Annotated in this window: 26 protein-coding genes and 2 pseudogenes; 12 read left to right on the top strand and 16 right to left on the bottom strand. The window is 58.1% G+C overall.

Translation table 11 applies throughout. The annotated features are described in order from the left end of the window. The first annotated feature begins 3 nt into the window (after positions 1 to 3). Positions 4 to 1,155, top strand: coding sequence for an alpha/beta hydrolase family protein (locus AB4Z15_RS19205; RefSeq protein ID WP_442018534.1), 1,152 nt, complete (start codon positions 4 to 6; stop codon positions 1,153 to 1,155). Here AB4Z15_RS19205 and AB4Z15_RS19200 read toward each other — a convergent pair. The 3 genes from AB4Z15_RS19200 to AB4Z15_RS19190 are packed head-to-tail and all read right to left on the bottom strand — an operon-like array spanning position 1,152 to position 2,966. Beyond that, positions 1,152 to 2,066 (bottom strand): hypothetical protein, encoded by a 915-nt coding sequence (locus tag AB4Z15_RS19200; RefSeq protein ID WP_442018533.1) that lies wholly within the window; start codon positions 2,064 to 2,066, stop codon positions 1,152 to 1,154. The genes AB4Z15_RS19205 and AB4Z15_RS19200 overlap by 4 nt on opposite strands. Positions 2,067 to 2,073: 7 nt before the next feature. Further along, positions 2,074 to 2,520 (bottom strand): hypothetical protein, encoded by a 447-nt coding sequence (locus tag AB4Z15_RS19195; protein ID WP_442018532.1) that lies wholly within the window; start codon positions 2,518 to 2,520, stop codon positions 2,074 to 2,076. Then, a complete protein-coding gene (locus tag AB4Z15_RS19190) occupies positions 2,517 to 2,966 on the bottom strand; it encodes a hypothetical protein (protein WP_442018531.1) in 450 nt (149 codons plus the stop codon). Before AB4Z15_RS19190 ends, AB4Z15_RS19195 begins: the two co-directional genes overlap by 4 nt. A gap of 625 nt (positions 2,967 to 3,591) precedes the next feature. Between AB4Z15_RS19190 and AB4Z15_RS19185 the strand changes: the two genes are divergently transcribed. Together AB4Z15_RS19185 and AB4Z15_RS19180 are read left to right on the top strand one after the other, a co-directional pair. After that, the gene (locus tag AB4Z15_RS19185; protein ID WP_017197895.1) at positions 3,592 to 3,825 is read left to right on the top strand and encodes a hypothetical protein; all 234 of its coding nucleotides are present in this window, start codon (positions 3,592 to 3,594) and stop codon (positions 3,823 to 3,825) included. 195 nt (positions 3,826 to 4,020) lie between these two features. After that, complete coding sequence (locus AB4Z15_RS19180; RefSeq protein ID WP_442018530.1) at positions 4,021 to 5,859, top strand: MarR family transcriptional regulator; 1,839 nt, start codon at positions 4,021 to 4,023, stop codon at positions 5,857 to 5,859. Positions 5,860 to 6,057: 198 nt separating this feature from the next. Here the strand turns inward: AB4Z15_RS19180 and AB4Z15_RS19175 are convergent, their stop codons facing one another. From AB4Z15_RS19175 to AB4Z15_RS19165, 3 genes are all read right to left on the bottom strand, one after another. Next, on the bottom strand, positions 6,058 to 6,375 hold the full coding sequence (locus AB4Z15_RS19175) for a hypothetical protein (RefSeq protein WP_442018529.1): 318 nt from the start codon (positions 6,373 to 6,375) through the stop codon (positions 6,058 to 6,060). A 362-nt stretch (positions 6,376 to 6,737) separates the two neighbouring features. Beyond that, complete coding sequence (locus AB4Z15_RS19170) at positions 6,738 to 7,616, bottom strand: ParA family protein (RefSeq protein WP_442018528.1); 879 nt, start codon at positions 7,614 to 7,616, stop codon at positions 6,738 to 6,740. A 593-nt stretch (positions 7,617 to 8,209) separates the two neighbouring features. Next, the gene (locus AB4Z15_RS19165; RefSeq protein WP_442018527.1) at positions 8,210 to 8,422 is read right to left on the bottom strand and encodes a hypothetical protein; all 213 of its coding nucleotides are present in this window, start codon (positions 8,420 to 8,422) and stop codon (positions 8,210 to 8,212) included. Between the two features lie 648 nt (positions 8,423 to 9,070). Here AB4Z15_RS19165 and AB4Z15_RS19160 point away from each other — a divergent pair. The 3 genes from AB4Z15_RS19160 (at position 9,071) to AB4Z15_RS19150 (ending at position 11,739) form a co-directional block, all read left to right on the top strand. Next, positions 9,071 to 9,649, top strand: coding sequence for a recombinase family protein (locus AB4Z15_RS19160; RefSeq protein WP_442018526.1), 579 nt, complete (start codon positions 9,071 to 9,073; stop codon positions 9,647 to 9,649). Positions 9,650 to 9,995: 346 nt separating this feature from the next. Then, the gene (locus tag AB4Z15_RS19155) at positions 9,996 to 10,667 is read left to right on the top strand and encodes a hypothetical protein (protein ID WP_442018525.1); all 672 of its coding nucleotides are present in this window, start codon (positions 9,996 to 9,998) and stop codon (positions 10,665 to 10,667) included. 205 nt (positions 10,668 to 10,872) lie between these two features. Beyond that, the gene (locus AB4Z15_RS19150) at positions 10,873 to 11,739 is read left to right on the top strand and encodes a GIY-YIG nuclease family protein (protein WP_442018524.1); all 867 of its coding nucleotides are present in this window, start codon (positions 10,873 to 10,875) and stop codon (positions 11,737 to 11,739) included. Between the two features lie 258 nt (positions 11,740 to 11,997). On the opposite strand, the gene AB4Z15_RS19145 is transcribed toward AB4Z15_RS19150, so the two are convergent. Next, positions 11,998 to 12,948 (bottom strand): hypothetical protein, encoded by a 951-nt coding sequence (locus tag AB4Z15_RS19145; RefSeq protein WP_442018523.1) that lies wholly within the window; start codon positions 12,946 to 12,948, stop codon positions 11,998 to 12,000. A 419-nt stretch (positions 12,949 to 13,367) separates the two neighbouring features. Here AB4Z15_RS19145 and AB4Z15_RS19140 point away from each other — a divergent pair, with 419 nt between their 5' ends. Then, entirely contained in the window at positions 13,368 to 13,988 is a 621-nt protein-coding gene (locus AB4Z15_RS19140; RefSeq protein ID WP_442018522.1) for a hypothetical protein, read from the top strand. Between the two features lie 317 nt (positions 13,989 to 14,305). Beyond that, positions 14,306 to 14,968: a DNA-binding protein gene (locus AB4Z15_RS19135; RefSeq protein WP_442018521.1), complete on the top strand. Its 663-nt coding sequence runs from the start codon at positions 14,306 to 14,308 to the stop codon at positions 14,966 to 14,968. An 890-nt stretch (positions 14,969 to 15,858) separates the two neighbouring features. Here the strand turns inward: AB4Z15_RS19135 and AB4Z15_RS19130 are convergent. After that, positions 15,859 to 16,632 (bottom strand): hypothetical protein, encoded by a 774-nt coding sequence (locus AB4Z15_RS19130; RefSeq protein WP_442018520.1) that lies wholly within the window; start codon positions 16,630 to 16,632, stop codon positions 15,859 to 15,861. Between the two features lie 246 nt (positions 16,633 to 16,878). Here AB4Z15_RS19130 and AB4Z15_RS19125 point away from each other — a divergent pair. Beyond that, positions 16,879 to 17,450: pseudogene (locus tag AB4Z15_RS19125) on the top strand (recombinase family protein). A gap of 355 nt (positions 17,451 to 17,805) precedes the next feature. On the opposite strand, the gene AB4Z15_RS19120 reads toward AB4Z15_RS19125, so the two are convergent. The 3 genes and pseudogenes from AB4Z15_RS19120 to AB4Z15_RS19110 form a co-directional block, all read right to left on the bottom strand. Further along, positions 17,806 to 18,639, bottom strand: coding sequence for a hypothetical protein (locus AB4Z15_RS19120; RefSeq protein WP_442018519.1), 834 nt, complete (start codon positions 18,637 to 18,639; stop codon positions 17,806 to 17,808). 81 nt (positions 18,640 to 18,720) lie between these two features. Beyond that, a pseudogene (locus AB4Z15_RS19115) lies at positions 18,721 to 19,302 on the bottom strand (DUF6308 family protein); the annotation flags it as partial. A gap of 777 nt (positions 19,303 to 20,079) precedes the next feature. After that, entirely contained in the window at positions 20,080 to 20,403 is a 324-nt protein-coding gene (locus tag AB4Z15_RS19110) for a hypothetical protein (RefSeq protein ID WP_442018518.1), read from the bottom strand. A 481-nt stretch (positions 20,404 to 20,884) separates the two neighbouring features. Between AB4Z15_RS19110 and AB4Z15_RS19105 the strand changes: the two genes are divergently transcribed. The 3 genes from AB4Z15_RS19105 (at position 20,885) to AB4Z15_RS19095 (ending at position 23,429) form a co-directional block, all read left to right on the top strand. Beyond that, positions 20,885 to 21,271, top strand: coding sequence for a hypothetical protein (locus AB4Z15_RS19105; RefSeq protein WP_442018517.1), 387 nt, complete (start codon positions 20,885 to 20,887; stop codon positions 21,269 to 21,271). A 124-nt stretch (positions 21,272 to 21,395) separates the two neighbouring features. Beyond that, entirely contained in the window at positions 21,396 to 22,817 is a 1,422-nt protein-coding gene (locus AB4Z15_RS19100; protein ID WP_442018516.1) for a hypothetical protein, read from the top strand. A gap of 396 nt (positions 22,818 to 23,213) precedes the next feature. Next, a complete protein-coding gene (locus tag AB4Z15_RS19095) occupies positions 23,214 to 23,429 on the top strand; it encodes a hypothetical protein (protein WP_442018515.1) in 216 nt (71 codons plus the stop codon). A gap of 23 nt (positions 23,430 to 23,452) precedes the next feature. On the opposite strand, the gene AB4Z15_RS19090 is transcribed toward AB4Z15_RS19095, so the two are convergent. From AB4Z15_RS19090 to AB4Z15_RS19070, 5 genes are all read right to left on the bottom strand, one after another. Next, positions 23,453 to 23,596, bottom strand: coding sequence for a hypothetical protein (locus tag AB4Z15_RS19090; protein WP_442018514.1), 144 nt, complete (start codon positions 23,594 to 23,596; stop codon positions 23,453 to 23,455). Positions 23,597 to 23,605: 9 nt separating this feature from the next. Continuing rightward, on the bottom strand, positions 23,606 to 23,869 hold the full coding sequence (locus AB4Z15_RS19085) for a hypothetical protein (RefSeq protein WP_442018513.1): 264 nt from the start codon (positions 23,867 to 23,869) through the stop codon (positions 23,606 to 23,608). Between the two features lie 117 nt (positions 23,870 to 23,986). Beyond that, positions 23,987 to 24,289 (bottom strand): hypothetical protein, encoded by a 303-nt coding sequence (locus AB4Z15_RS19080; RefSeq protein WP_442018512.1) that lies wholly within the window; start codon positions 24,287 to 24,289, stop codon positions 23,987 to 23,989. Positions 24,290 to 24,317: 28 nt separating this feature from the next. After that, positions 24,318 to 25,616, bottom strand: a complete 1,299-nt coding sequence (locus tag AB4Z15_RS19075; RefSeq protein ID WP_442018511.1) for a Y-family DNA polymerase — start codon at positions 25,614 to 25,616, stop codon at positions 24,318 to 24,320. Further along, positions 25,609 to 26,040, bottom strand: coding sequence for a LexA family protein (locus tag AB4Z15_RS19070; RefSeq protein WP_442018510.1), 432 nt, complete (start codon positions 26,038 to 26,040; stop codon positions 25,609 to 25,611). The genes AB4Z15_RS19075 and AB4Z15_RS19070 overlap by 8 nt, the downstream gene beginning before the upstream one ends. Positions 26,041 to 26,274 lie beyond the last annotated feature (234 nt).

The raw sequence follows: 26,274 nt of genomic DNA, 5'->3' as shown, positions 1-26,274 counted from the left end.
CTAATGCTGACGACACGGCGCACCCTGAGCTACCTGGCGTTCCTTGTGCCGGCTGCAGGGTTATCCGTGTTCGCTGTCGTCATGGCTCGGAAAATCGTCAAACGGGCCCCAAAGGACTACCGCCGGGCCGAGGTGCTGGATGGCGGACGTTGCATCCGCCTTGATCTGGACGACTACACCAAAGCCCCGGGCGACTTCGGCGTGTTTGACCCCGCGACAGCAAAATACGTGCGAGTCGGCGAGGTCACCATGATCAACGAGGATCAAAAATTCGTAGAAAGGCTGCTCGATGACTCGGGCTCTACGCCGGGAGGTCTGGGTCCAATCGTCGATTGGACCCCGGATGTGTTCTTCGAACCCTCCGCTATCCGCGGAGACTACCGAGAGGTGGACGTCCCCACCGAGTACGGTGCGGCGCCGGCATGGCTATTTGAAGCTGACAACACGGACGTATGGGTGATCCATATCCATGGCAGCTGGACCGACCGCTCGATCATGTTCCGAGATGTCCATGCGTTCAGCTCCTTAGGATTCACCTCGCTGGTTCCCACATTTCGCAGTGACGCCGAGGTCAGCCCCCCACAGGCAGAATCGAGTCACCTTGGGCAAACGGAATGGCGTGACGTGGAAAGCGCTGTGTCCTATGCCGTCACTCACGGAGCGAAACGCATCGTCCTATCCGGCTGGTCAATGGGTGGGACCATAGCCCTGCTCACAGCAGAGCGCAGCGCCCACCGGGAAAGAATCGTCGGGCTCGTCCTGGTAGGTCCTGTCACCAGCTGGCGAAAAGCCATTACAGCAGGAGCGGTCCGGGCGGGGGTGCCGACGATTGGTGCGGCCCTAGTTCTGCGCCTGCTGGAGGCCCCCGTGTTCGCGAAGATGCTCGGGCTGGAGGAACCGATCGACTTCGACGCACTTGACTGGGTGGACGTAGCTAACAGGGTGGATGTCCCGACCCTGGTCTTGCACTCGAGGGCTGACCAAGAAGTTCCCTGGGAGATCTCGGATGCGTTCCAACGCGCGAATCCGGCCACCGTCACCTTGATTTCACTACCCGAGGCTCACCACACCCAGGAGTGGAACGCCTCGCCTTCTACCTTCACCAACGAACTGATCAGTTGGGTCAGCAAGACGATCTTGACCGAACAGAGCTAGGTCCGCGCGTCCAGCTTGGCTTCGATTTGGCTGATTCTTCCCTGCACAGGTTCCGGGAAGTCCATCAAGTTCACCCGCTCGTAGTTGTGCAGAACAATAAGGCTCTTATAGACGCCATTTTCGAGCGTTTCATTGAAGAGATCCCAGGCCGGACTGACTCGTGACCGATCGGCACGGACCCGCGTCCTTAAAGCGGTCAGCCACAGAGCGTCGATCATCCAGAGACGCACCCTGGGCAGCTGCTTCGACAGGAAGAGAATCAACCAACCCGCGGCCGTCACTGAAAGGCCTACATAGAAAAGGCGGTCAAACCAAGCGCCGATAGCCCGTGCCAGGGCGTCCCAAGGCGAGAAATAGAACAGCACCACGTAAGAAATGTGGCACGAAACGGCCACCGCAACCACCATCAGACCCGCTGAGAATGTGGCATACAGGCCCCTGGCTTTGTGCCGAAGCATGTAGATGATCCTGAGCACGGTGAACAACAGCGCGAGCATGTACGTGCCGCTGTAAGCGGCAGTTGCGAGCTGCTCCATGCGGGTATCAATAAAGTCCGCAGCCGTTGGAGCTTTGTCCTCAATCAGGGCGAAGCTGACAATCATGACGGGAATGCTCAGCAACGGCGCGTAGTAGGTCCGTCTGACAACGGGTACGTTCGCCAAACGCCTCACGCTGTCGTTGAAGAAGAAGATCGCCAGGAGCGCGAAGATGGCCTGAAGCAGGTTCGTCACGTTGACGCCACCGAGGCAGCGATCGATATCCTCCAGGGGTGTAACCGTTCCCAGGACATAGAGCGCCGCGAGCCCGAACATCGATGCCACCCACGACGCCCGGGATTCGGCCACCTTGACCACCGAAGGGATCCGAAGGAGGCATAGGGCGCTCAACAGAGCAAAAAGCAACAGTTTCATGGGCTAATCAGAGGAAAGGATCAGGATCGGACGAGCCGCGTGAACGGGTCTTCTTTGACATCTCGAAAGCGAAATCCTCCACCCACCGTTCCACAGGGTGATTCGGAACCGACCGGCAGGTGATACTAATTGCGTCCGCGGTTTCCCTCAGCATCTCTTCAGAGAGATCCGGCATGGCCAGGGCAATCCGAAGGCTCTCCAGGTAGATGTGTCCGAGCTCATGATATATGCAGTGAAGTTTGTATTGCTGCGACTTCTGAGGAGGGAAATAGACGTTTATGCGATCTTCAAATTCGGCCTTGAACGCCGTCAGTGAACCCCAATCCTCCTTGAACTCGATCAGATTGATCGGCTTCTCGCAGATCACGGTCAAGCGTTCGACGACTTCCTTCATCGACGTCGTGCCGTCACCGCACAACTCCCGGACCTTGTCCTGCACCGGCGGCAGAGTCATTCATCCTCGCCGCTCATCGACGAGTCGATAATCCTGGTGATCATCCTCAGTGTTTCCGGCGAAGTTGCCCCCAAGTTTCTCGCCGCAAAGTTCTTCACCTTGAGCTTGCGCATCTGCACAAGGAACTCCATCCGCGCTTCTACCTCGGGAGGGGTTTCACTGTTCAGATCAACGAGATAGCTGGCTGGGACGGCAAAAACGAACTCCGCGATGCCCCTTAGGAGCTCCTGATCGGTCACCAGGCTGCCAGTGCCATTGATCAAATATGACCACCGTGTTCGCGACAGGTGGATCCCGTTGGCAGAAAGTGCTTCCTCAACGTGGTTGTAAGTGAGCGCCATGTTGTTGTCTGACTCCCAGACATCCACCAGGATGCCCATGCGATCCGCCAGGCGCTCCTTCTTCTGCTGTTGCGTAAGGAACACGCTACGACCCCCATTTGCCATCTCAAAGCTCCTTCAGCCCAGGTCAGCTGCTTATGACGCGACCGCTATAGAGCAGGCGGACAGCCGACACAAAACTTTACCTGATGTCATTCATAGCGTATAGGCCATGAGTAGCAACTGAGTTGTACATGTGCGGAGCATGTCTGTAGTCTATCCCTTACTTGATTTCTTGGGGGATTCAAGTCGATGCCGCCGGAACCCGCGCTGGGTAACTAGAGGTTCCTAGAACCGGGTTTCGGCGGACGCTTGTCGCGGGATTGAAAGGATGGCGTAGCTTGGATTTAGATGACGACCGCCGCGGACGTGCCCACGCTGTTGAACTGAGCCCCACCGCCCACAGATCTTGCCGCGCCCCGGATATGCCGCCCGGGAACCCTGTGGGCACGAATAGACGGATCAGGCGTTTAGCAGTCTCAGGGATGAAGTCAGCGGTCAGCTTGATGAGCAGGCAAGCGACACGCGGAGCCGTTTTCTGTAAACAAATCCCCCGATCAAGTCCTGGGCGGTGCTACGTTCGACTCAGTCGATAGCTGTAAACAGAAACCCTCACATCGATCGACTGCATTTGGCACCAACAATGAACCAGCGACAACCCTTGGTTGTGCGAGATTCAAAGGACCTGACAATGAGCGCAGTAATCAATCGTGGAGGCGGTCGTCCCAGTAAGGGCCTCCGCAAATACATTGGCTTCCGCACCCCAGCCAAGACCGCGGAGGACGTTCACATGATCGCCGCCGCAAAAGGCATGACTGTCACAGACTATGTTGCCTCTGCAGTCGACCGGTCCTTGCGCGAAGACCTGGCTTTGCTGGACCAGTTCACCCAACAGGATGAGCTCCCGATCCGCATGGCCTCATAGATACAAGGAAGGCCCGCCATAAGCGGGCCTTCGAAGCTGAAGATTCACGATCCGGATAGCTTGCCGGCAGACAGATCGTAAATCGTATGGAAGTCCTAAACAGGCCTTCATTTGTGTTGCATAACCGATCTGGCAGGATCGGCTCCTTCTCATTCCCTGAACAGGAACAAAGTCATCGTACAACAGCACGCTCTCGTGGTGCCAGCATCCGCTGCTGCTGGCGTGTCTCGCGAGCTTTCCCAGACATCCGACGCTGCTCAAGCATGGGCCGCTTTAGCGCCCCTTCTTGCAGGTCAACCCCGTATTCGCCTCTCCCGTGACGGGGGTAAGACCTATCCTCAGAAGCACGAACGTGCTTTGACTGAGACTCTCCCCACTTTTCCTGCGGCCGTCAGGATCTTCGGCAAAGACGGTAGCTGCTCCGCGATATTTCTCGACTTCGACTCTTCGATTGCAGGCATCGACTGGGTCGAAGCCGATGTGAAATCCCTTCAGTCATGGCTACATAGCTGCGGCGCTCGGTGGATCGAAGACCGCTCCCCCAATGGCGGACGACATGTGTACTTACCGCTTGAAAAGCGAATTGCATTTTCGGACGCGCGCGACTTTGTCGAGGCCCTCAGCACTCGCTATCGCACGTTGGATAAAACGCCACACCAAAATCTACTTCACGGTTGTATGCGCACGCCGGGGTCACCACACAAGCGTGGCGGATACCAGGAACTCGCTATGAGCCTCAGTATGGCCTACGACGTAGCGCGTCGACCAAATAGCGTTCAAGTTTGGGCGGCAATGCGCGCAGAACTTGAACAAGAAATCGCTGGCGTACGTACGTTGAGGCTTGAGCAGTCCCTTCCAGTCGATGAGGTAGCACCTACATCGTTGCGATTGGCCGGCCGCATGTCTAGGCCGATGCAGCAGATGGCCCAGTCAGGCTTATACGACGCTAATCGGTACGCCTCCGATTCAGAAGCCCGTCAGGCTGTCCTGACTGCAGCGGCCGCCGCGGGTCTGGAACTCGTCGATGTCGAACGACGAGTTCTCCAAGGCGTATGGCCCGGGCTCGCGTCATTCTATGCCCGCTATTCCAGTCGCCACCGGCTCCCATCGCTAAAGCGGGACTGGAGAAAGGCTGTCGAGTACCTGCGAAAAAACCAGGACACCGCATCCTGGAATGACAATGTCCGCAAATCCCCCACAAGCCAGCCAAATACACAGCCCCCTCTAGGAACACGTCTCTCAACAGATCCAAGCAACGAGCACCGGTACCTCCGGACTTGGAGGAACGCACTGGCGTTAAAAGAACCCAGCTACGCCAGTTCGCGTACTGGGTTAGCGCGAAGGATGGTGTTAAGAGCTATTGGAGAAGCAGGCCACATGACAGCATCGCGCTTCGTCGAGTTTGGCGACCGGTCAATAGCTGTCGCGACAGGACTTGATCACACCACCGTAGGATCGCATCTAAGAGCCCTGCGCTCTGAGATGGATCCTTTGGTGACGTTGGTAGAACGTGGGAGAGGAACCAAGGGGGATCTCTATCTGTTGACTATCCCCGAAGGCCTCCGCGCAGCGGCAGAGGATCTGTCGTGGCGAAAGGGCAAGATCCATGCTCTCAGGCCGGTTTTCAGGGAGCTGGGTCTTCCAGCCGCGTTTGTCTACGAAGCGTTGGAACGTTCACCAGGGTTGACGACAACGGAACTTGTGTTCCGTACAAGGTTGTCCAGGACTGCTGTGAGCGAAAGTCTCGAGGTTCTAGCTGCCTGGAATATGGTCTCGAGGAGCCGCGGACGGTCATGGACGGTCGTCGAGTCAACCTCACTGAAGGAACTCGCGGAGAGCTTTGGAGTGCTAGAAGCTGTAGCAGCCCAGGTGCAGAGGTACCGCATTGAGCGGATTGTGTGGAGGGAATGGCTTTCGAGGAATGTGAATACTGTAGCGGAGCTGCTCTCCCCCACCGATGACTACCCTTGGGAGGAATACGAAGGACCACCTGATGAGTGGGTCCTGGCTGACATGGCTTTCACGAGACCGTAGTAAACCGAGCATCCAATTCGGGTGCTGGATAAGCCTTAAATACCCTTGCTGTTAGTCACTTCCCCACCTACGCAGGACAAAACACGCCATAACTCTGCCATAAGTTCTATTGGAATTGATGCCATAAATCGACCGGACATGTCGGCCGGGCTCCGACGGGGAAGGATGACCCATCCCCGTCGGATGCAGAAGCCGAAGCTAGTTGGCGAGATGGAGCCTGTAGACAGTAGAAACAAGCGCACTGCGTGATGGTGCATTGAACTCAATGACTTTGTCATCAAGCCAGGCTGTCTGATTACCGTCGAGCCGTACTTGAATCTGAATGCCCGCCTCCCCACGCCGGCGAGGTACTCGTCGGGGCATGCCCGAAGAAGTTGACGGAACAGATTCAGGCTTGAATTCCTTCGCAATGGTGTCCCCGGACACGGCATCGAAGGCATCCAGCAGGAGATCTGCGTACGTTGTCCGCTGGGAGTGCAGGGCTTCCTTTACAGTGGTCAGGAGATCAGGTGCCAAGTAGACGCCAACATTTCGTAACGCGCCTGGAACGGTTTCGGATGCCTTTGTATTTGAACCCGTAGAGGGCTTTTTGCGCTTCTGGGTAGACGTCCCGCGTGTCGCGTCCCCTGCAGAAGCGGAGTCTTGGTCGTCTGTAGGCCCATCGGTTGCATTGTCGTAGTCTGCGGCCGCGGGTTCTGCTCGATCAGCTACCGATTCAAGATCGGCCGGTAATTCAGGAACAACGGATATATGCTGCGGTTCTGCCGAGACCTCCGTTTCCTGAGCTTTGCGCCGCTTAGGGGCAAGTATTCCCTCGAGCTTTGCGCCGCGAGAGGATGCGGGCGCGAATGCGTTAGCTAGGTTTGGCCGATTACTACTCACGCGAGCTCCTCGCTTTCGATCGCATTGAGTCGTGACAGAATTTCCCCGGTCAGCTGCTCAAACTCTTCAGCCAGGCCCCCTGCATTCCGAGAGAAGAACCCATCCTTCGGCTTCTCCCCTGCCCGGAGTGCTTTCAGTCGCTTCTTTTGGGCATCGGTTACTGCGCCTTCGAGTTCGTGGAAGAGCAGGCCTTTCCGCCGAGCGTCTGCACTTGCGCTCTCAAGGCTCCGGATTCTGGTCTCGAAGACAGGCGCCACTTCTCCGAGCATTTCGCTGAGGGTGTCTCTGACACTGCGTTCGAGTCTCATGGATCTTGGCCCAACCCCGAATAGCACGATTCCGGCCAGTTGGAGTGAAGGATTCCGGTCTCGTACGGCCATGAACCTCCGGGCGATTCGCTCGACTCCGTCAATGCTTGCGTCATCTGACTTGGTGGGAATCACGACAGCACTGGAGATGGCGAATGCACCCTCGACTAGCACCCTCTCCCCCGGCGGAGTGTCAATCAGAATAAGGTCGTAGTCGTCAGCCAAGGGTGCCAACACGGCATAGAGCATGTCGCCGAAGTCAGCCGCGTCGGAACGGCTGGAACGGGACACCATCAGACCTTGAATGTCCTCAAGCTCTTGACCGCCTGGTATCACGTCCAGGTTCTCTCGGACGTCGCGGAGAATCAGCGGAGTAGTACCGGCAATTAAGGCCTGAAACAGCTCACGTCCACTCTGGCGGTCATAGCCAAGGTCTCTAGCCAAATCACCCTGTGGGTCCAGATCCACCATCAAGACTCTAGAGCCCGCAAGAGCGACATAGCCCCCAACGTTGGCTGCGGTGGTCGTCTTTCCCACTCCCCCCTTCCCGTTGGCGAAGGAAATCACGCGTTCAATGGCGCGCGCTTGACTCCGCGGCACGCTCACTGGTGCTTGCAGCGACGATCGTGGCATTCGTTCTAGCTCCCCTACTGGTCTGACGCTCTGCCTTCTACCCTATGGGCTCGACCTTGCCGCATACCGCAGTGACACACGCCTTTTTCACAATGTTGAATGCTGTGTCGTCGGACGCTGTAGCCGCCGTGGGCAGTCGAATAGTGCTGCCCGCCCTGTTTTAGGTGCTTACTGCCGTTGAGTCTCTAATGCGCTGAACAATTGATGCTCCAGTGTTCGTTGATATTGGCATGCAAGCCTACATTCAGGCCGTGGCGCAGATTGGTGCTTCTGCTTTAGGGGCAGTGGGACTATCCGCCTATGGTCCCCACTTGCATTTCGATTGAGCGTCAAATGTTCCTGAAAATAGACCGCATTGCCCTTTTGGCTATGGGCGCTAGGGTGTCTCATGTAGCTTAACGTCCTATAGAGCTTATGGCATGCCTTATGGCATGAATCGAGGCATGACCCCAAGGTGTGGGACTTGTTGTTACAGTGGTGCAAACTCAAACGTGACCTGAGCCTCGGAGAGTTGCGTGATCACGGGATCAGTTATCCGAGTTCCTTCCATCGAGCGTGGGGGCGGATTGTCGAGTGATTCCGAGTGCGGACGCAACTGCGGACCAGGAGAGTCCTCTTGCTCGGCTTCTGGCTACGGCGATGTCCAACCGCCTCTTGGCGGCGAGCAGGGCGTTTTGGGCGGCAGCGAGCTCGTCAGCAGCAGCGGCCGACTCGGCATGCGTCTGCCATTCGGATTTCATTGCATGCTCCGCCGAAAGCGGGGGAGTGGCAAATCCCAAAAACGGCACAAATACCGAATACTCCTCTAAGCTTGCATCGGTCTTGTTTGCAACTCTTTTCCAGAACTGGCCGGTCCATCCACAACGACATGATCCACGCCATCCAACAACGTCATCGTCGTTGACGACTTCATGATCGCGTTTCTGACTGTCTCGTGGAAACTTTCCGGTCACCCCTTGAACAAGGACGCCAAGGTCGCCCAATTCGTAGGATAGTCGTCCGTCTGGCACAACTGCACAAGCGCTGCCTTCGTGGCGGCCATCCCCAAAATCCCAGTACATCCGACCCTTCCTCGATGTTGCCCCCGTCAGGTTATCCTGACGAGACTCTTCCTGGCTCTTTGACGTCGCCTGCGTGCGGAGGCAGCCGATTCACTCTTGATGTCTTGGGAACCGCAACGTGCGGGTCGACGCCCTATTGCAGGGTTGGGTTGACCATCCTTGGAATAGTTCCCACAAAAGGATCCCTTGATGAGACCGTAGCGGGGCTCGAATGGTCAGTGAGTTGGGTCCTGCGTTTTCCGGGTCGGATCATGTCCCAACAATGTGTCTCACTTTGGTATTCTCAATATTGTTTGTTTTTGTCCTTTGATAAGACTGGGGGAGTGGATGTCGCGACTTGGGTACGCGCGGGTCAGTTTGGCGGATCAAAACACTGATTTGCAGATCCGCGAACTGAATGCGGCAGGGTGCGAGCGGATCTACACGGACCAGGGGATCAGTGGAACCCGAGCGAGGCGTCCGGAGCTCGACCGTATGTTGGATCGTCTGGGTCGGGGCGACGAGGTTGTGGTGTGGAAGCTGGACCGGCTGGGGCGCAATACCCGTCATCTGCTGGAGCTGCTGGATGACTTCAAGTCACGGGGCATCAAATTCCGGTCGCTTCGGGACGGCATTGCAACAGACCCGGACAGTGAGGTCGGGGGAGCGATGGCCCAGGCTATGGTTACCATCATTTCTGCTTTCGCCCAGTTGGAACGTGATCAGCTTTCCGAACGCACCAAAGCCGGGATGGCTGCTGCAGCTGCCAACGGACGGAAGGCAGGTCGACGGGAGATGACTGCGGAACACGAAAAGGTAAAGCGTGCACATGAACTGAGGGCAAGAGGGCTCAAGCCGGCCGACATTGGAAAGATCATCGGCGCCAGCCGGGCCACCGTATACCGGTACCTGGGCATGGAATCCTGAGTCGAACAACTACTAGTACCGAAAGTCTTCTCTATGACGAACGGTCGTGGTGCGGGTTTAGACAGCTTCCGGGCCGAAAATATTGCGCGGGGACCTCACCGGGTTGTTAGATCTCGACGTGGCCCGCACGTGTTTCCACAGCCGTCTGCAAAGCAAGCCTGTTAGGAGATCCAACGCGTTGCACCAGCGCAGCTGCACCGACTCATGAACTGGCCACCCGTAGGCCCCAGCTGAAATGCGGGAGTGCCCGCCGGTCTTCGCCACGCTGGGAGGCGCCCTTACAGTGGTGACATTGGCACAGGCGGACCTAACGGCTGGTAAAGCTTCCGTCGGTCATAATGACCACGTGATCACGTTCGTGAAGGTCCTCCACAACATCCTCTTTATCGCCGGCTATCTCTCCATCGCCGTGCTCGCTTCCGTCATCAGCTACTATGGCAAACCGGAAATGGGGCTGAGCATTATCGTGATTGCTTCTGTCCTGGGTTTGACGCTGGCTGTCGCTACCGGCATCGTGAACCTCCGACACAAGCGGGGTGTCAAAGCCGCCCAGGAAGCTCAGGTCGTTGCCGCTTCCGCCCCGACCACGACTTACAGCGCACAGGCGACCGAGGCGTTTGACCACGATGCTCAGACGGTCTGGGCGCTCATTCGGACGGCCGAGAGCGCCGTACTTCTCTCGGACGCCCAACGGGCGTTCACTGTTCCCGGGACACCAAGCGGTGTGGGGGAGCAACAGTGCTTCATCGGACGCGATGGCTCGGTGTCCATCATCGAAGTCATCGGTGAGGAAAGCCCGCGGTGGGCCACAACACGGCCCGTCACCCGCGGTGAAATGAACAGCCGCTCCACCTACACCCTTGAACCGACTCCGACAGGATGCACCCTGACAATGGCAATCGTCATCGAACTTCCGGCAGGCGCCAAAATGATCGAAGATCCACAGAAATGGTGGGAGTCCCATGCGCGCCCCTACCTGAACCGGGTGAATGAAGTTCTGTCCGCCCGGAAGGGATGACGTTTCTAGTCAGAGAAGTCAGCTCAGCGATGGTCGCCACTATTGCTTCCCCGAAACTACTCGGGATCTGGGCTCTAATGAAGTCGGACGGCAAATCGTGGAGCGTTTAGGGCGCCCCGGCGGGCTGTTTTGCGGGCGGGTGTTATGGAGCCGGAGCGGTCCGTCCTTGTTTGCTTTTCTGAGTCCTGAGCAGCATGTTGTCTGTATGGGTATACCTCAGACCATTCAGATCTTCCTTCCCGGGGGAGACCCGGCGGGCATTCGCATGGCGGAAATTACGACTCGAACCGTTCGTGTCTTCGAAGTACCCAGGACGCTGCTGAGCGAGTTCAAGGCGATGCCAGAATCAAAACACGTAGGCCTCTACTTCCTCTTTGGCGAGTCGACTGCGGGCCTCAATGAGGCGTATATCGGTCAATCGGGAGATGTAGGAACCCGGATCAAAAACCACGATGGTTCGAAGGAATTCTGGAGCAGGGCCCTTATCGCCGTGTCCCTAACCAATTCCTGGACCAGCACTCACGTCAGCTACATGGAATGGCAGGCGATTCGGCAGGCCACGGCTGCGGGCCGGTATGAGCTGTCCAACCGTAACGACGCTTCCAACCCTCACACCCCAGCACCATTGGAAGCCGACTGCCAGGAATATCTCCAAACCATCTCGGTGCTTGTCACGACTCTTGGTTACCCTGTCATGGAACCGCTTGTACACCCAAGCCACGCAGCCGGCGCCCCCGAAATGATCTTCGCGAACGTTCGAGATTCAGAATTGAAAGGCTTTTCCACGCCCGAAGGAGTGGTGGTCCTGGCCGGCTCTCATGGACGCGCTGAGCCAGCCCCCTCGGCGGCAGCGTCGATCCGGGCCTACCGAGGACGACTGGTTGAACAGGGTATTGCCGGCGTCCAGAACGGCAACTACACCCTGTTAAAGGATCACCTGTTTGGAAGCCCCAGCACTGCAGCCGCTGTGCTGATAGGAGCTAACATCAACGGCCGCGTCACTTGGAAGAATTCAGCTGGTCTCACCTATCAGCAGATAGAGGACCAGAAACTCGCCGCACCTTCGCCTTAGCGTTGCGATCGGATGTTTCGCCGTTGATACACGCGCGTACCCAATATCCGTTCGGGCATGGTGCCGAAAGTTCCACTTGTGACGGGTGATTGTGTCGGGAGTTTGGAACAACATACGGGACAGCCAAGTTACGTGGGATCCTGCGGACCCTGAACGGTGGGAGAGTGTCCCCCCGAGCCTGCCCCACAACCAAGGAAGTGGAACACCCTCGATGGGTGTCGGGCCACGGTTGCTCCTAGATTACCGACGCCGTTGGGGTTACTCACCCCGAGGGTGGAACCCGTTACGCTCAAGGACCAGATCCCTCACGAAATGCTCCAAGGGTCCCACGAGCCCTCGGATCGTCTCGGCAGTTGGACGCCCCAAGTTTCCGTGGACAAGGTTACTTCGAGCGTCGTAGCAGTCTCTGAAGAACCGCTTTGGCGACTTACCCGCATACATCCGGTCCCCTAAAGTGCCCGCTAGCCGCTTACCTGCGGAGTTGATAGATTCCCTCTTCAGCCCAGCAACTGTTTGCGTCAATGATTCCCGCTCCTCATCCGAGAGCGACAGGCAAGCGAGACGCCCGACCAACGCATCGATCGCCTTCACCTGCGCGGTCTGCCGGGTTCCAGCCTCTATCAGTGCCTCGACTGCAATCATTAACATTAGAAAGCGTGAGTCTTCGGAGGGCATGAAATGCGAAGCGGCGTACATTTCGGAGGCTAAGAGACTGCGCTCATCAGGTTCGGCATGTTGGCTGAATGCGTCTCGCACGTGCGCGGCAATAGCGTCGCCACTCTTCCCTGCGATGGCAGTAGCTTGGGTACGGATGAAGACTGGCTGCGGAGTCTCGGAGACGACTTGGAGTCCTGCAATGTCGTTGTAGGCGCGTACACCGGGGTTGGCAGCTCTGAGCAGCTCCAGACCTGCTGGGGACAACCCTCCAGTCGAACCGCGTTCGCCAAACTCAGTGGCAACGAACTCGGAAATCATTCCGAGAACGAGCGCACCAACCCAGCGCTTTCCCCCGGCCGACGCTTGAGCCTCTGTCGCGTAGCCCTCTCCCCGCATGGCCAGCTCGTCCGCATCACTCACCAGCTGCCCAGCCGTAACAGATCTTAGGAAGACCTGCACACCCCCGGTCTTATCGAGCACCAGCTCATCGACCTTGGCGTCAATCCGCGTCGTCGGGCCGACCTTGAACCGGACACGGAACATGTACGTCATCCCCAAACGTAACCTCCAATTCGTGAGGACGTCCATGTCGGCGCCATTGGAGGTCTGAGAGTGTCGGCAACCGCGTCCCCAGTCCAAGGATATGGACACAGGCCGGCCGAAAGCCGTCGCTCTCGCCTCCCGACGTGGCAGGTTCTTGACACCGAGGCCGGAGGAATGAGGAATCGACGGCGTTGGTGGCATAGCAGGGGGCAAACTTCGGAGGCATGCCAAGGGTAATGGAATGCTCTGCACACCAAAGAGGAAACTTGCGTAATCCTCGGTAAAAGCTGTGTCTTTACAGGGGATGTTCTCCGGCCAGCGGCCAGTAGCATCATGAGATAGGTAAAGCACTCACTAGTCTGCACGCTGTTGGCTGAGCCAGTGCCGCTGACGGTGGGCGCGGGCAGTGACATTTTTGGGGGAGGACGATGACGTACCAGGAACCGGAGATGCCGCCGGCACCACAGGCTCGCAAGAGCGGACTGTTGTGGAAGATCAAAATCGCTGTAGTGGGTGTCCTGGCCATCGCAGCCGGAGTAGTTGGTGCTATCGCTATCAGCACCAATGCGGCAGCCGCAGAGGCGATGGCAAGTGCGTCTAGGAGTGCGGAGGCCAGGGCAACGGCTGAGGCATCTAAGAAGGCCGCTCAAGCCAAGGCCAACCGAGAACTTGATCAGTCCATCAAGGATCTGGCTGCGGCTGCTGCCAAATCACTCGCAGACGCCGCCAAGCAGGACAGGGCGGCAATGGAAGAGAACGACTGGACCTATGTTTCGGACTACCTCTACTATGCCAAGGCACCTGGGGAGTACCGCTGCCCAGACCGCTACCGGTGTGCGGCGATTATCGTCACCAACAATAAGCTGCCGGATGGCTGTCTCGGAGGGATGAGCGTTAGTGTCAGCTTCATATCTTCGACTGGTGTCTCCGTATACAACTCGGTCCGAAACACGGGAGCACTAGCAACGGGTGAACAGGCCCAACTCGAAATTCTTGACCTGTCCGGGAACGGCTCGACGTTCCGAGTCGATTCAATGCGTTGCCACTAGGCACATACAGTCATTTCGCCTGGGGCGGCACGTCTTCCTCACGATCGGCCGTCCCACTTCAGAGTAAGTGGGACGGTACGTGTCCAGCTGCTGGAGACCGTCCACCAACATGAATCGCCGTGGTTGTCCTGGAATGGGGAGACCGCTACAAGTCAACCTGCATTCTCTTGCGTATGCCATTACATGAGCGGCACCCTTCGCGCCCCGTGCAGCTCCACATTTCACTTCTTGGGAAACCATGGTAACGGGAAACGTCGTTACTCTTGTTTCCATGATAACTTGTTGGAAGATTATCGTTTCAGGAAAGGGCGGGCGGTGTGAGTGATGAACGGAATACTGGCCAGCAGGATCTCGATCCAGTAGCGCCACAGCACGGGAGCCCGGAGGCCCGCGCTGCGGAGGCGGCTGAGGCGCTGGCCGCCGAAGGTGGCGTAGTAACGGCCCGTGCGGTGCGTGCCCGGTCGGGTGTGCGGATGACCGTGGCGGCCGAGGCGGCGAGGGTCTGGAATGAGCGGGAATCGCAGGCTGCCTTGGTGCCTGAGCCGCCAGCTGCGGTGCAAGCGAGGTTGGGGGCAGTGTGGCGTGAAGCCTTCACGTTGGCCCGTGGAGAGTTTGAGCAGTCCCGTGCCGGATGGCTGGCGAAAGTCGCGCAGGCAGAGGCCGAGCGTGACGACGCTGCTGAGGAGATCGAGCGTGCCGAAGCCGAACGTGACGAGGCACGACGTGAAACCGTCACGGTACGGAAACAGGCAGCCCAAGCGGCAGCTGCCGCGGCTGAAGCTGCGGCGGGGGAGCGGTCCCGGGCTGACAAAGCTGAAGCCCGCCTTGAGGCTGTCGAAGCAGAACGTGACCGTGTTATCGGTGAACGTGACCGTGAACAGGGCCGCCGCGAGGCCGCTGAAAATGAAGCGAAACGTCTGGAAGCTGACTTGTCTGCCGCCCGTGAGAGTATTCGCGCAGTGAAAGAGCAAAAGAACTGATCGATCACCATGGGTCGAGGCTGTGCCCATGGCTCGCTCACCGAGGTTGGGACGACTGGCAGGCTGGGCATCGCCTGGATAAGACCGTCACCGCAGCGAAAGCAGCCGGGGGCGTCTTGGACGGACATTGGCCGGCGCCGCTGGGATCAGCCGCCAGGCCGCACGCGAACGCTGGTCTGACAAATAGGCAGGTGCTCTGAGGCATCAAAATGTCAGGGCAGCATGCAAGGTTGAACGCAGGGGAAAAGGAACCTCAGGAGCACGCCCACTTCTTTGAAGGGCCCCTGGAACGATTCGTCCACTGTGTGCACGATATCGGCGGTTTGTGAGCACGTGACACCGAAGCAGCGACCTGTGACTTTTGACGGTAAGTGGCGGGTGTTTTTACAACGCTATTTGACGTATGCCTACGTCCGGTAGGGGATCCCTCAGCGGGACAGCTCATGAGGGTTGTTTGCGTTCAAGGAGCCACCGCCGACATCCGCTGACAGGTCATAATCAGATAGAAATCCAACTAGAATTTTGGCCGGACTATGGCCCAAGTCCGCTGTGGGAGCAAGGAAAACCTGCTGCTCTGCGATCTCTGGGGCTCCCTCGCGAGCTCGCCGAGCAGCTCATGTCTTGGAACTCTCAGTTCGAAGAAGACACAGTCCCACTCTCGGGCCCAGGTGACGCTGGCTGGGTCGCAGAGGGAGTACACCTTCTGCGCCAGGTTCGCCTTGCCCTGAGAGCTGGCTACAACGTCGTGGTCACTGAGCCGTGGGTGGGGAGAGGCTCCAGTCTGAGATTGCATGCAGTGCTCGCACAATTCAGCAGGCAACGATCACGGAGCGACGGCCTCTGCTCCGAGCTAAACGGCACGTCGTGGGTGCCATGATCCTCAACGGTCACTAGCCATTCGGTAATTCTTTATATACTTTCCAAATAGAAGTTTCATCGTCAAGCTTGTCGTAGACCATTTGGTAAGTATGTTGTACCTTGTTGGCTGACGCACTAACTATCACGGTTTTTATAGGCTTGCCGTTGTCGTCGACACCGCTAGTTAAGCCCTCGACGAGCTTCGCGTCAGTCAGGGAGACCGAGTAAGTGATAGCCTGAACTCCACCGTCGATTTCTGTAATTCTTGCTTGGTAGAGCGGAGTGGTGTGCTCGCTTGTAGTGTCGTAGAACAGTGCTGACAGTGCTTTTTTCGATGTGTTCTTATTTAACGTGAAGTCACCAATAACATTGTTTAGCGGTTGAGCGTAAGCTAATTCTGATTGAAACTCAAACTGCCTAATGATTTGCTCGGCTGTGTTTGTCTCAGCGCTAATATCAAGCGGATTAAACTTGTAGAGATCCCCAGTTGGTCCAGCAAACCATTCGGCGTGCTTATCCGTTTCTGAGAGAAGGAACTTAAGGTAAGGGCCCTTTTCTGCGTTTGATAGTTTGTTGAATTCCTCTGGAGGCATAGTTTTTAGGGTATCTAAGTTATATTTACTAGTTGCAGCCGGGGTTGTCCCTAGGCCTGCGGGAGAGGGGGTGCTGGTGACCGGTGGCGCGGCCGATACGCTACCTTGAGCAACTGAACTGGCTTGGGCGGCACAAGCTGACAAGCTGATTGCCATGATTCCGGTCAGTACAGGGACCATGACCTTGGACGAGTCGATGCGGCGGATGTTCAAGGGAACCCCCAAAATGAGCGTGGACCTGGTTGGATATACCGGTGAGGCGATCTTAGCCCGTGTAGGCCCCCTATGACGTGGGCCAGGGGAAGCGCCGAGGGTGCCCGTAAGCCGGTCCTCCATCGCCCCGACATCACGGAATTTTGTACCTGCCGAATTTCCCGGAATTCCAGGCCTTTGAGATTCCCGTATGACCCGCCCGCAAAACTGCCCGGTGAAGGTGCCCTAAACGCTACACTCGGGGGCATGCTCATCGGATATGCCCGCGTTTCGACTAACACTCAGGATCTGACCGCGCAGCGGGACGCTCTCGCGGCCGCTGGCGTGGACCCCGATGCGATCTATGTCGATCATGGGTTCACCGGCACGCAGCGCGAACGGCCTGGGCTGGGCAAAGCCCTCGCGGCGTGCCGGAACGGGGACACCCTGGTGGTGACCAAACTTGATCGTCTCGCTCGTTCGCTGCCGGACGCTAGGGACATCGCTGATGAACTCAGCCGCAAAGGCGTAGCCCTCAACCTTGGCGGCAGCATCTATGATCCCAGGATCCCGTAGGAAAACTCTTGTTCAACGTGCTGGGGATGGTTGCCGAGTTCGAAGCTGACCTCATCCGCGCCAGAACACGGGAAGGCATGGCCGTGGCCAAGTCCAAAGGCCGACTTCGGGGAAAGCAACCGAAACTCTCCAAGGCCCAGGAAACCCACCTCGTCAGCCTGCATCGGGATGGAGCACACACAACCACGGAAATCGCGGAACTCTTCGGCGTCGCGCGTTCCACTGTCTACCGGGCCATTCAACGTGCAGCACCAACCGCCTGACCTGTCGTCCATGGATACCGCGCTTCGTGAACCTTCGCTCAAGCGCCTGAGCGCCCTGGTGCAGGTGAATTCCGGCCAAATTGAGGCTTAGTACAGGGGATATCGGACACCAGATTTGTCCATACTCGGTGTAACTACTCGCGCAAACGCACAGGGCCCAGTGCAGTCACCTTCTGAAAACTACACTTTCAGAGAAATTAGAAACCTGCCCAGGGGAAAATGAGGCGTCTCGCATCCCAAGGGTTTCGAGGCAGCGGAACTGTGCCAGACGTGGCCCGGGCCGTGAACAGCAGCGAGCCCGGGCCGGAAAAACCTCGGCCAGAAGACCCGGCGAGATCGAACGGATCCAGTTCGGTTAGGTGCCGTCGTCAGGCGGATTTTCTGGGGGCGATGCCCGTGGTCCGGGCGGAGTCTTATTCGCCGGTCTCTTCGCTGCCCTCGCCGCTTTCTGTTCCCTCTTCAGCTCTTCGGCGAGTTGCTCGACCAGAGCTTTCTGTATCCGGACACATTTGGCCGCCTCTTTGGCTTCGATAGCGGCTTCGGCCGAACGCTGCTCGCCCGCTTCTGGGACCGTGATTTTAGTCTTCCAGAACTTCGCGTATTTCACTCTGTAGCGGGCTTGCATGAGCTGTCCCTGGAGGTGGGACAATTTCTCTTCGGCTTGTTTGAGTTGTTTGGCCTTTGAAAGCGGCGGGACTGAGAAGGCTGTTTTTCTGGGCGGCCCGGGCATGATTCCCAGGGTTGCCACCAGCCAGTCGAAGTTTAGTGTCCACTGGTGGGCGCTTCTTTCACGCCATTGATTCCTGGAGGTTCGTAGGTGGTCCTGCAGTTCTTCCACTGACCAACCGTTGACTGTCATCAGCTGGTCATTGACATCGTCCGCATAGCCGATGATTTGGGCTCTGCCATAGTGTTTGGCGCTGTGGCATCTAGGACACAGGGCAGTAAGCCCTACGAGTTTTTGAGTATGGAGTTCGCCGGCCTCGATCCATTCCCATCGTTCGTGGCAATCCAGTCGCCCCTTTGCGCCGGTGCCCCCACATATGCCGCATACGTTACCCGAGGTTTGCTTGGCATATTTCTTGCATTTCTCCCATTCGGTGCGGGTGAGCCGGTTTCGGAGGTTCTCTCCGAAGACGGTTTTCGGTACCAGTTCCAGCGACAGTAAGGCAGATTCATCATGCGTCAAAGGATTGCTCCAGTTCTTGCGGGACTGCCCAAGATTTTGTTGGCTCTCTGCCCTGCCTCGAGTTGTCTCAGGTTCCCCAGATCACGCACTCGTTACCTCTAGCGCTTCCTCCTGCTCGGGGGTCCAAATCAGGATATCTGCCAAACGGAGGAGCGACAGCGGCCTCCCGTCCGGGGTGGCCGTTGTCTTGGCGAGTGGTGCCATCCAGTCGGTGTTCGCGCGGATATCCTCCCAGAGGCATGCTCGAACTTCGCTTGGGTACTTTGTACCGTAAAAGCTGTACACACGGGAATCGATCAGAGGCACGATGTGCGGGCGGCGACGGTGGAGTACCTTGGAAACCGTTACTGCCGTCCATCCTTTAACTTCTAAGGCCGCCCTGTTGGCTACCGCCAAGCTTTCCACTGCTTCCTCCAGCCGAGATACGTCGTCGTAGGACTCAAGGCAGGCCACATCGCGCAGCTCAACCAGCGCTTGATCGATCGCCTTCCGGAGTCGCTGCGCAGGACCATCGCCTTCGGTAAAAAGGGGTATGACATCGCGGGCACTGAGCTTCAGGCTCAGGAGGTTCGCCATCAGAACATCTGATGGCGAAAGCGGTACATCGGGCTCGCCCTGGTGATCATATGCATTGAAGGCGTACGCGTGCGTCCGGGAAGTGTAGCGCGCTAGCTTTTTCCTGAGCTGTCCCTTTTAACGAGGCCAAACTCTTCTTTATCTTCTTCGCCACGGTTCCCCTGATTGCGTCGATACTGGCTTACCCCTAAGAGCGGGCGCTCCCATTGACACGCTACCTGTGGAAGAACCACGCCGACCCCCGGTGCGGCAGCGCCCGCGTCGTGTCATATCCCTAGAGGTAAAGACTGGCGAATATGCAGTATGAATGAGGATATGACCATCAGCTCGCAAGAGATACCAATGAAGGTATCCGTCTTTTCCGGGATCAATTTCTGGTGGGCAATCCAGTCGGACAACTTCCCTGATGTCTTTCCCGACGGGACGCTGTGGGCGCCCCTGCGAGGCAGTTCCGGACAACGGGTTGCCTCCTGGGAATCGTTGCACACCGCTCGGCCAGGGGACCTTGTTCTGCACTATTCGCGTCCCGCGATCCGCGGAATCAGTCGCGTGGCCACGCGGCCGCTATCGGCATATCCACCGCCCCGGGGATACAAAGAGCCCGCGGATACGGAGGGGGTACTGGTCCTCACAGACCCTCTATGCGAAGTCCACATCCCATGGAAAGACGTCCTCGGAATCTTGCCGCCGGGACAAGGCCCTCTGACCGGACTGGGCACGTTGAACAGGGGCTACTTCTATAACTTGGACAGCGAGGGTGCCATGCAGTTGCTGCAGCAGGCAGGGCTAGAGGTGACTGATGAGGACCGGCACGAGGCCGTCTCAGTCGACCAATACTCTGGCGGTCCGAGCGACAAATGGACACTAGGGGCCGTCCGAACAGAACAGCGTTTCCTCCGGGACCAGCAACTGCAGCTTAGGGGTAGTTCCTGCTCGCTCTGCGGTAATTCCTTCCCTGAACAGCTTTTGATCGCGGCCCACATCAAACCCCGCTCCGCGTGCTCTGAGAAGGAACGCATGGACACCCGTAACGTGTCCATGCTCGCGTGCCTCTTCGGCTGTGACGCGCTGTTCGAACTCGGCTACGTCGTAGTCGACGACTCGGGCGTCATCGAAGCGTGCCAGCCCGGACCCAAGCAGGTTAGAGACCGCGTCGAGAGCCTCATGGGCCGCAAATGTCGGGCTCATGACGAGCGATCACGCGGCTATTTCGCATGGCACCGGCAAGCCCATTCGGGCAAGCTAGTCAAACAGACGCGCAGGACGTCCAAGCTGCCGGAGGATCCATCACCTTCGTAGAGAGTTCCCCGCAGAACATCCTGCCGAGTCCGCTCCCACAGGGGGACACTTAGCGATCCCAGAACACCGCCATTTATCGGCAGAGTTCACAAGCACGCCCTGGGCGCCTTGGAGCGTGCACGAAAACGAAATTGTCGGATGGATAAATGGCAAACCGCCGAATGGTTCGGGCTGATTGCGATAGTTATCGCGGTGCTATTTGGTCTCGGGGGAATGTGGTTTGCCCGCAGGTTCGGAACCCGTCGCGGCAAAGTACTTGTGGGAGGAACCTCCACACCGCTGCTGGCATCCGTAGGATCGCAGGGTAGCCATCTCGGGGTGACCTACAAGGACCGCGCTGTGGAAGACCCCCCACCTTGTGAGGTTCTATGTGAAGAACATCGGCCCCCACGACATTACGCGGGAGCAATTCGACGAAGGGAAACTCTTCATTGAACTACAAAACGGAACGCTTTACGGCATTGTCTCCGTCGCCAGCAGTGACGGGGTGAGCCCACAGGTGAAGGCCTTGGCAATCAGGGAAGATGGCGACATCAGTGTCGGCGCCACACTCCTGCCGAAAGGCACCACGTGGGTCTTCGAATTCATAGTCTCAGGCCCTGGTCAACCGAAGATTCGAGGCCGGTTGATCAACACGGACATCGTCGTGGGGGAGGCGACGAGCACCGGCTTCTTACAAACATATTCCACAAGCTTCCTGCGGGCCGTCCTTGAAGCAGCCGCGCCTTTCCCCATTCCCATCCGAACTAGGCGATAATTTCGACCTCAGTTCGGGGATTCAACGTCGGTCGGGGCCCTCGTGCCCGGGGCCCTGCTAGCGCTCTTGTGAGTGAGCGGCGTAAGGATCTGATCGTGGGCATACCGCGGGGAGAGGTTAGAAAATGAGTGAACACCTTGGACTTGGAGCAGTTGTCCCTGCGCTTTTTGTGGATGGTGTGGAAGACACCCCTTGGGTAGTTGGGACGCTAACTCTTACGGACGCCGGTGTCCGTGTGGCTCTGCCTTATGTAACTCAAGTTCAGCAGTTTGAAACTGTCAGTAAATGGATCGATGGGGAAACCCCACCTCCAAACCTTCTGGTCGAATCTAAGGACCTACGAATTTCCTTGTTCGGACTCCGATACCACGGTCACACACACAGACTTGTCACCGGAACAGCCGAGGGCCTAATCGATGTCGAAGAAGCGGTAATCGCGTCGAGGGGCGGCAGCCTCCAAGATCCGCTCCTGGTTGAAAAGGTCAAGTCGGAGATAGACGGGCTGATCGAGTGGTCCGGTCTAAGCTCCGTCTCCTTCGCCTCTACCCGAACTGGAGAGGGAATGGATCTTCGGAACACGGTCACCTACACCGTGCAGAGTGCCGACGGGCTTAGCTGGACGCAAGGTGACGCCACATTGACGATTTCCACGTCATGGGCGGGTAACCACGGGCAGGGCATTCGAGTTGACGATCGGGGCGTGCTCATAAGCACATTCCCCGAGCCTCGTCCTTTCAGAGACCATCTGGTGGAGCAGCGCAAGTTTGTAGCGTTCCTGTCAGTGATGTTCGGAACCTCCATTTCTTTCCGTAAACACGAGATTCAGGACGCCCGCTTCCCCACTCAGTCCATTGAGGGAACAGTTCACGGCTACCCCTACGTTGAGCTGATCAGTCGTCAGACTGTCCGTGAGTATGTCGGGGATAAGCCTTCAAAGGACCACCTCCGGTTCCCCCTGACGGCGATGCAGTGTCTAAGTTCGGCAACTCTTACCAAATGGGGGGAAGGATATGACAGCTGGGCAAGGTTCCTCTTGCCCGTGGTAGGAGTGCTCCGAGTACGCAACCTGGTTGTGGAGAACATGGCTATCAATGCTGCCATGAGCCTTGAAGCGTTCGGCAAAACCATTGTCACGCTAGCCGAAGGGGAAGAGGAAACCTACCGTAATGACCGGCCGACCACCGCAACTTACATCTACCGTGGTACTAAGGCTCTGGGTCTCAAGTGGGACAGTATCGCGGCATCTGAAGTTGGACTGGCAAGAGCTATCGCGCAGAACTACAACTCCATTAAGCACCCAGGAAATCAGGAGTTCCCTGACGGGTTTCACACTCGCACGCTGGCGCAGATCTCGATGGGTGTTGTTCGTCTGAATGCCCTGAAGCTCGTGGCTAGTGAAAAGGAATATTCACAAGTAGATGCATCGCAGGTGTTCAGGGAGCCACTGGAGCTGTTCAAGCTCAATGATCTTTTCATCGATGCGGAAGGCAAGATCGTGGAGCGGCCTGCTGTTCCACCAGTAGACACAAACTCAACGTCAACCTAGGTTGAAATAGGGCTGGTTATCGGCCAGCAAAAAGGCCCTTCTTGCGGTTCTCATCCGCAGTTCCCCCATGCCGGTAAGGGCCGAAATGCTGCATACGTGCTTCTAAAAATGAAAAAACGGCGCGACGGTAGGATCCCCACCTCGGACTGGTCGGATGGTGCACAAAAACGACCGTTTCCGTGCTAGGCGGCTAGTCGATCTCTTGATAAGGATTCAAAATCCCTATCTCGCGTTCCTCGTCCTCCACTCCTTGGGCAGCATGAATGCCTTCAACGTTGAAAGCCTCCCAAATAGCCGCGTGAAACGCTGAAGAGGACGTTCACTTCGAGGTCCACTCCTGGAAGAAAAGAGTCCATCCTTATCATCCAAGGGGACGCAGCCTTCGTTTCGGCTCAAGTGGAGGACGCCGTCCAGGAGGAATGGCTCGCTCACATCGCACCGTCCGAAGCGATCCTGGGCGTGGAAGCAGCTGCGAAGGAACACCGGCAGGCCGGGCATCGCCTGGATAAGACCGTCGCCGCCTCGAATGCAGCCGGGGCGTCCTGGGCGGACATTGGCCGTGCCGCTGGGATCAGCCGCCAGGCCGCACACGAACGCTGGGCCGATAAGTAGAAAGCGGCTGGGCCCTGGCGGTGCTAGCTGGTGCGAATAGCGATCGCTTTGGCGCCCTCCGGGATCAGCGTTTCGGCGGCTGCTTTGGCCTTCTCGTAGGTCTCGCCTTCGGCGTCGACGTGGCTGAGTTCGCCGTTGCCGGCCTCTACGGTCAGGGTCACTTTCACTCCCATATCCTAGGCCGCCATTTCGGTGAAGGTTTCTTCCAGCGCCTCAGGCAGTATTGAGGAATCGGCGTTGCCGCGCAGGTCCACGGGACGGGATCCCTGCAGCACGGGGGAGGGGACCATCATCCACAACGCCAAGTTGTGCGGGATCCCCAAGTCCATCGCCCATTCGAAGAGCGCCACCATTACCGGTTCCAGGGTCAGGTCCGGGCGGAACTGGAAACCGGGGCAATAGGTCCCCCCGTCGATGACGCGGAAGATCTGTCGCATCATCTGTTCGGGTCCTCCTGCACAGCAGAAAGTCGTTCGCGGACCTTCCCCAGGCTGGGCAGCCGGAATTCAATCCGGATCCGCTCCCACAGCTGTTCGGGGACACGGGACCGGTACAAGTCAGCGGGCACTAGCTGATGCCATCGGCTCCCGGCGCAGCGTGAACGTGCGCAGCTCCCCACCGGCTTGGGGGAGTTTGGCTTGGACCTGCCAGTGCTCGATGCTGACAACATCGCCGGTGCCGACGGCGGCCCGGTCCCGGTGTTCCCACCATGCGTCCCTGGTGAACCAGTGGGCGGTGTGGACGTCGGGATCAACCATCCAGATCCGGCCGTCGTGACGGATCGCCAACGGCGTGCCGTCGGGGCTGAACCGGACAGCGACGTCATTGCCGGTCGTGGGGGATTCGGGTGCGAGGGTCATTGTGGTTTCCTTTCTTACTCGGCGCCGGTCAGGCGGCCTTGACGAGGGGGAGTTCGTCCCAGTGTGTGGTGTACCTGGGGGAGAGCATGTCGCGTTTCATGGACCAGTCCGGTCCGCCTTTGATCCCGGCATGGCCTAGTCCAATGGACCCGCGGCCGTATCGTTTGGCCGCGTCCTCCAGCAGGATCCCGATGCCGCGTTCTTCGTGCGGGTTCTCGAACCACTCCAAGGGCTTCTGATTACCAGTGGGCCGGAGATCCGTGACCATGGTCCCCGCCCGGACGTACTTCACGCCCTCGTGAACCTGGGGGAGCAGCGCGTGGGCTGCCCGGGTCAGCAGCACAGGATCCGCGGTCGGCGTCGGCAGGACCGGGCACACCGAGGGAAAGGACTTCTCGTTCGGGTTGAAGTGCGACGTCGCCGCGAACGCCGTCAACACTTTCGCTTGCAGGTCGTGTTTGGCCAGCCGCGCCGAGGCCATCTGCGCGTACACGCTCATGACCTGCCGCAACCCGGCAGCCGTGGTGATCGGTGCGGAGAAGGATCGGGAGAAGATCAGCTGGTCCCGGCCGATGCGTTCCTCTTCCATCGGGATGCACGGTGTTCCCTGAAGTTCCAGGACGGTGCGCATCATGACGATGGAGAACTTGTCCCGGATCGCGACCGGGTTGGCCCGGGTCAGGTCCAGGATCGAGAAGATCCCCATCGCATTCAGGCGCTTCGTCAGCCGTGTAGCCACGCCCCAGATTTCAATCACCGACAGCTTCGCCATCAGCGCTTCGCGCTGCTCAGCCGGCACAGACTCCCAGCGGCAGACCCCGTCGAACACGGGGTTGTTCTTCGCCCATTTATTGCTTAGCTTCGCAAGGGTTTTCGTCGGCGCGATGCCAACGCAGACAGGCACGCCGACATGCCGCCGGCACGCGGCCTTCATCTCCCGGCCCAGAGCCAGCAGCTCATCGGGCTCGCCTTTGACTCCTAGGAATGCTTCATCGATGGAGTACACCTCAAGCCAAGCCGAGTACCTGCCAAGGAGCTCCATGACGCGCGCCGAAATGTCTCCGTACAACTCGTAGTTGCTGGACAGGGCCACCAGCCCCCATTCCTTGGCCCGGGGGCGGAGCTTGAACCACGGCTCACCCATGGCAATGCCGAGCCTCTTGGCTTCCGGGGAACGTGTCACCGCGCAGCCATCGTTGTTGGAGAGCACAATGAGGGGCCTGCCCTCCAACGCGGGATTAAAGACACGTTCAGCTGAGTCATAAAAACAGTTCACGTCCACGTGCGCTATCTCCTGCATCCGACGCATGACCGCGGGCTTAGACATAATGCAAACACCGTGTCGCAACGCCCCAGATGCTCAGGTCCGAGAGCGCTGAAACCCTGATATCAGGGAAGTCCGGGTTGTCCGCCTGCAGGACAACACCATGTGCCGTGATCCTCAGCCTCTTGATGGTCAGCTCGCCATCAAGAACAGCAACAACGACAGAACCGTCCTTGGGCTCCAGCGCACGGTTCACGATCAACTCATCGCCGTCGCTGATACCGGCCTGCTCCATGGACTGCCCGGTGACCCTGACAATAAAGGTGCTCGTCACGTCCTTGATCAGGTGTTCGTTCAGATCGATACGGCCATCGAAGTAGTCCTGGGCTGGCGAGGGGTAGCCCGCCGCTACTGCAACGGGTGCCAGCGACACCTTCACCAGAGAGAGTCCCGCATCTATCACACGGGGGCCAACTATCACGCCCACAACACACCTTTATTCGAATATATCTTCGAATAAACAGTGTATGCCGTTGCACCGACAGAATAAGCACTCCACCACATTGCCCTCGATGCCTTGTGACCCGGAGGGTGTGACCGGGCAACCGGAGGTGGCCGGCCACAACGCCCGCTGGCCAGGAAGGGGGCTTCGTCTCCCTGGCCGACAGGCGTACGCACTGACCTGCATACTCAGTCCGGACAAACTGTGCAGGCGGTGCGC

The organism is Paenarthrobacter sp. 2TAF44 (assembly GCF_052114885.1).
Classification (GTDB): Bacteria; Actinomycetota; Actinomycetes; order Actinomycetales; family Micrococcaceae; genus Arthrobacter.
Note: the sequence above shows the minus strand (reverse complement) of the source record. Positions and strands in the feature narration are given on the sequence as shown.

Coding starts and splice junctions, on each gene's coding strand:
- AB4Z15_RS19205 (WP_442018534.1), top strand. CDS start 4: ATGCTGACGACACGGCGCACCCTGAGCTACCTGGCGTTCCTTGTGCCG.
- AB4Z15_RS19200 (WP_442018533.1), bottom strand. CDS start 2,066: ATGAAACTGTTGCTTTTTGCTCTGTTGAGCGCCCTATGCCTCCTTCGG.
- AB4Z15_RS19195 (WP_442018532.1), bottom strand. CDS start 2,520: ATGACTCTGCCGCCGGTGCAGGACAAGGTCCGGGAGTTGTGCGGTGAC.
- AB4Z15_RS19190 (WP_442018531.1), bottom strand. CDS start 2,966: ATGGCAAATGGGGGTCGTAGCGTGTTCCTTACGCAACAGCAGAAGAAG.
- AB4Z15_RS19185 (WP_017197895.1), top strand. CDS start 3,592: ATGAGCGCAGTAATCAATCGTGGAGGCGGTCGTCCCAGTAAGGGCCTC.
- AB4Z15_RS19165 (WP_442018527.1), bottom strand. CDS start 8,422: ATGAAATCCGAATGGCAGACGCATGCCGAGTCGGCCGCTGCTGCTGAC.
- AB4Z15_RS19160 (WP_442018526.1), top strand. CDS start 9,071: ATGTCGCGACTTGGGTACGCGCGGGTCAGTTTGGCGGATCAAAACACT.
- AB4Z15_RS19150 (WP_442018524.1), top strand. CDS start 10,873: ATGGGTATACCTCAGACCATTCAGATCTTCCTTCCCGGGGGAGACCCG.
- AB4Z15_RS19145 (WP_442018523.1), bottom strand. CDS start 12,948: ATGACGTACATGTTCCGTGTCCGGTTCAAGGTCGGCCCGACGACGCGG.
- AB4Z15_RS19140 (WP_442018522.1), top strand. CDS start 13,368: ATGACGTACCAGGAACCGGAGATGCCGCCGGCACCACAGGCTCGCAAG.
- AB4Z15_RS19110 (WP_442018518.1), bottom strand. CDS start 20,403: ATGAGCCCGACATTTGCGGCCCATGAGGCTCTCGACGCGGTCTCTAAC.
- AB4Z15_RS19100 (WP_442018516.1), top strand. CDS start 21,396: ATGAGTGAACACCTTGGACTTGGAGCAGTTGTCCCTGCGCTTTTTGTG.
- AB4Z15_RS19085 (WP_442018513.1), bottom strand. CDS start 23,869: ATGATGCGACAGATCTTCCGCGTCATCGACGGGGGGACCTATTGCCCC.
- AB4Z15_RS19080 (WP_442018512.1), bottom strand. CDS start 24,289: ATGACCCTCGCACCCGAATCCCCCACGACCGGCAATGACGTCGCTGTC.
- AB4Z15_RS19075 (WP_442018511.1), bottom strand. CDS start 25,616: ATGTCTAAGCCCGCGGTCATGCGTCGGATGCAGGAGATAGCGCACGTG.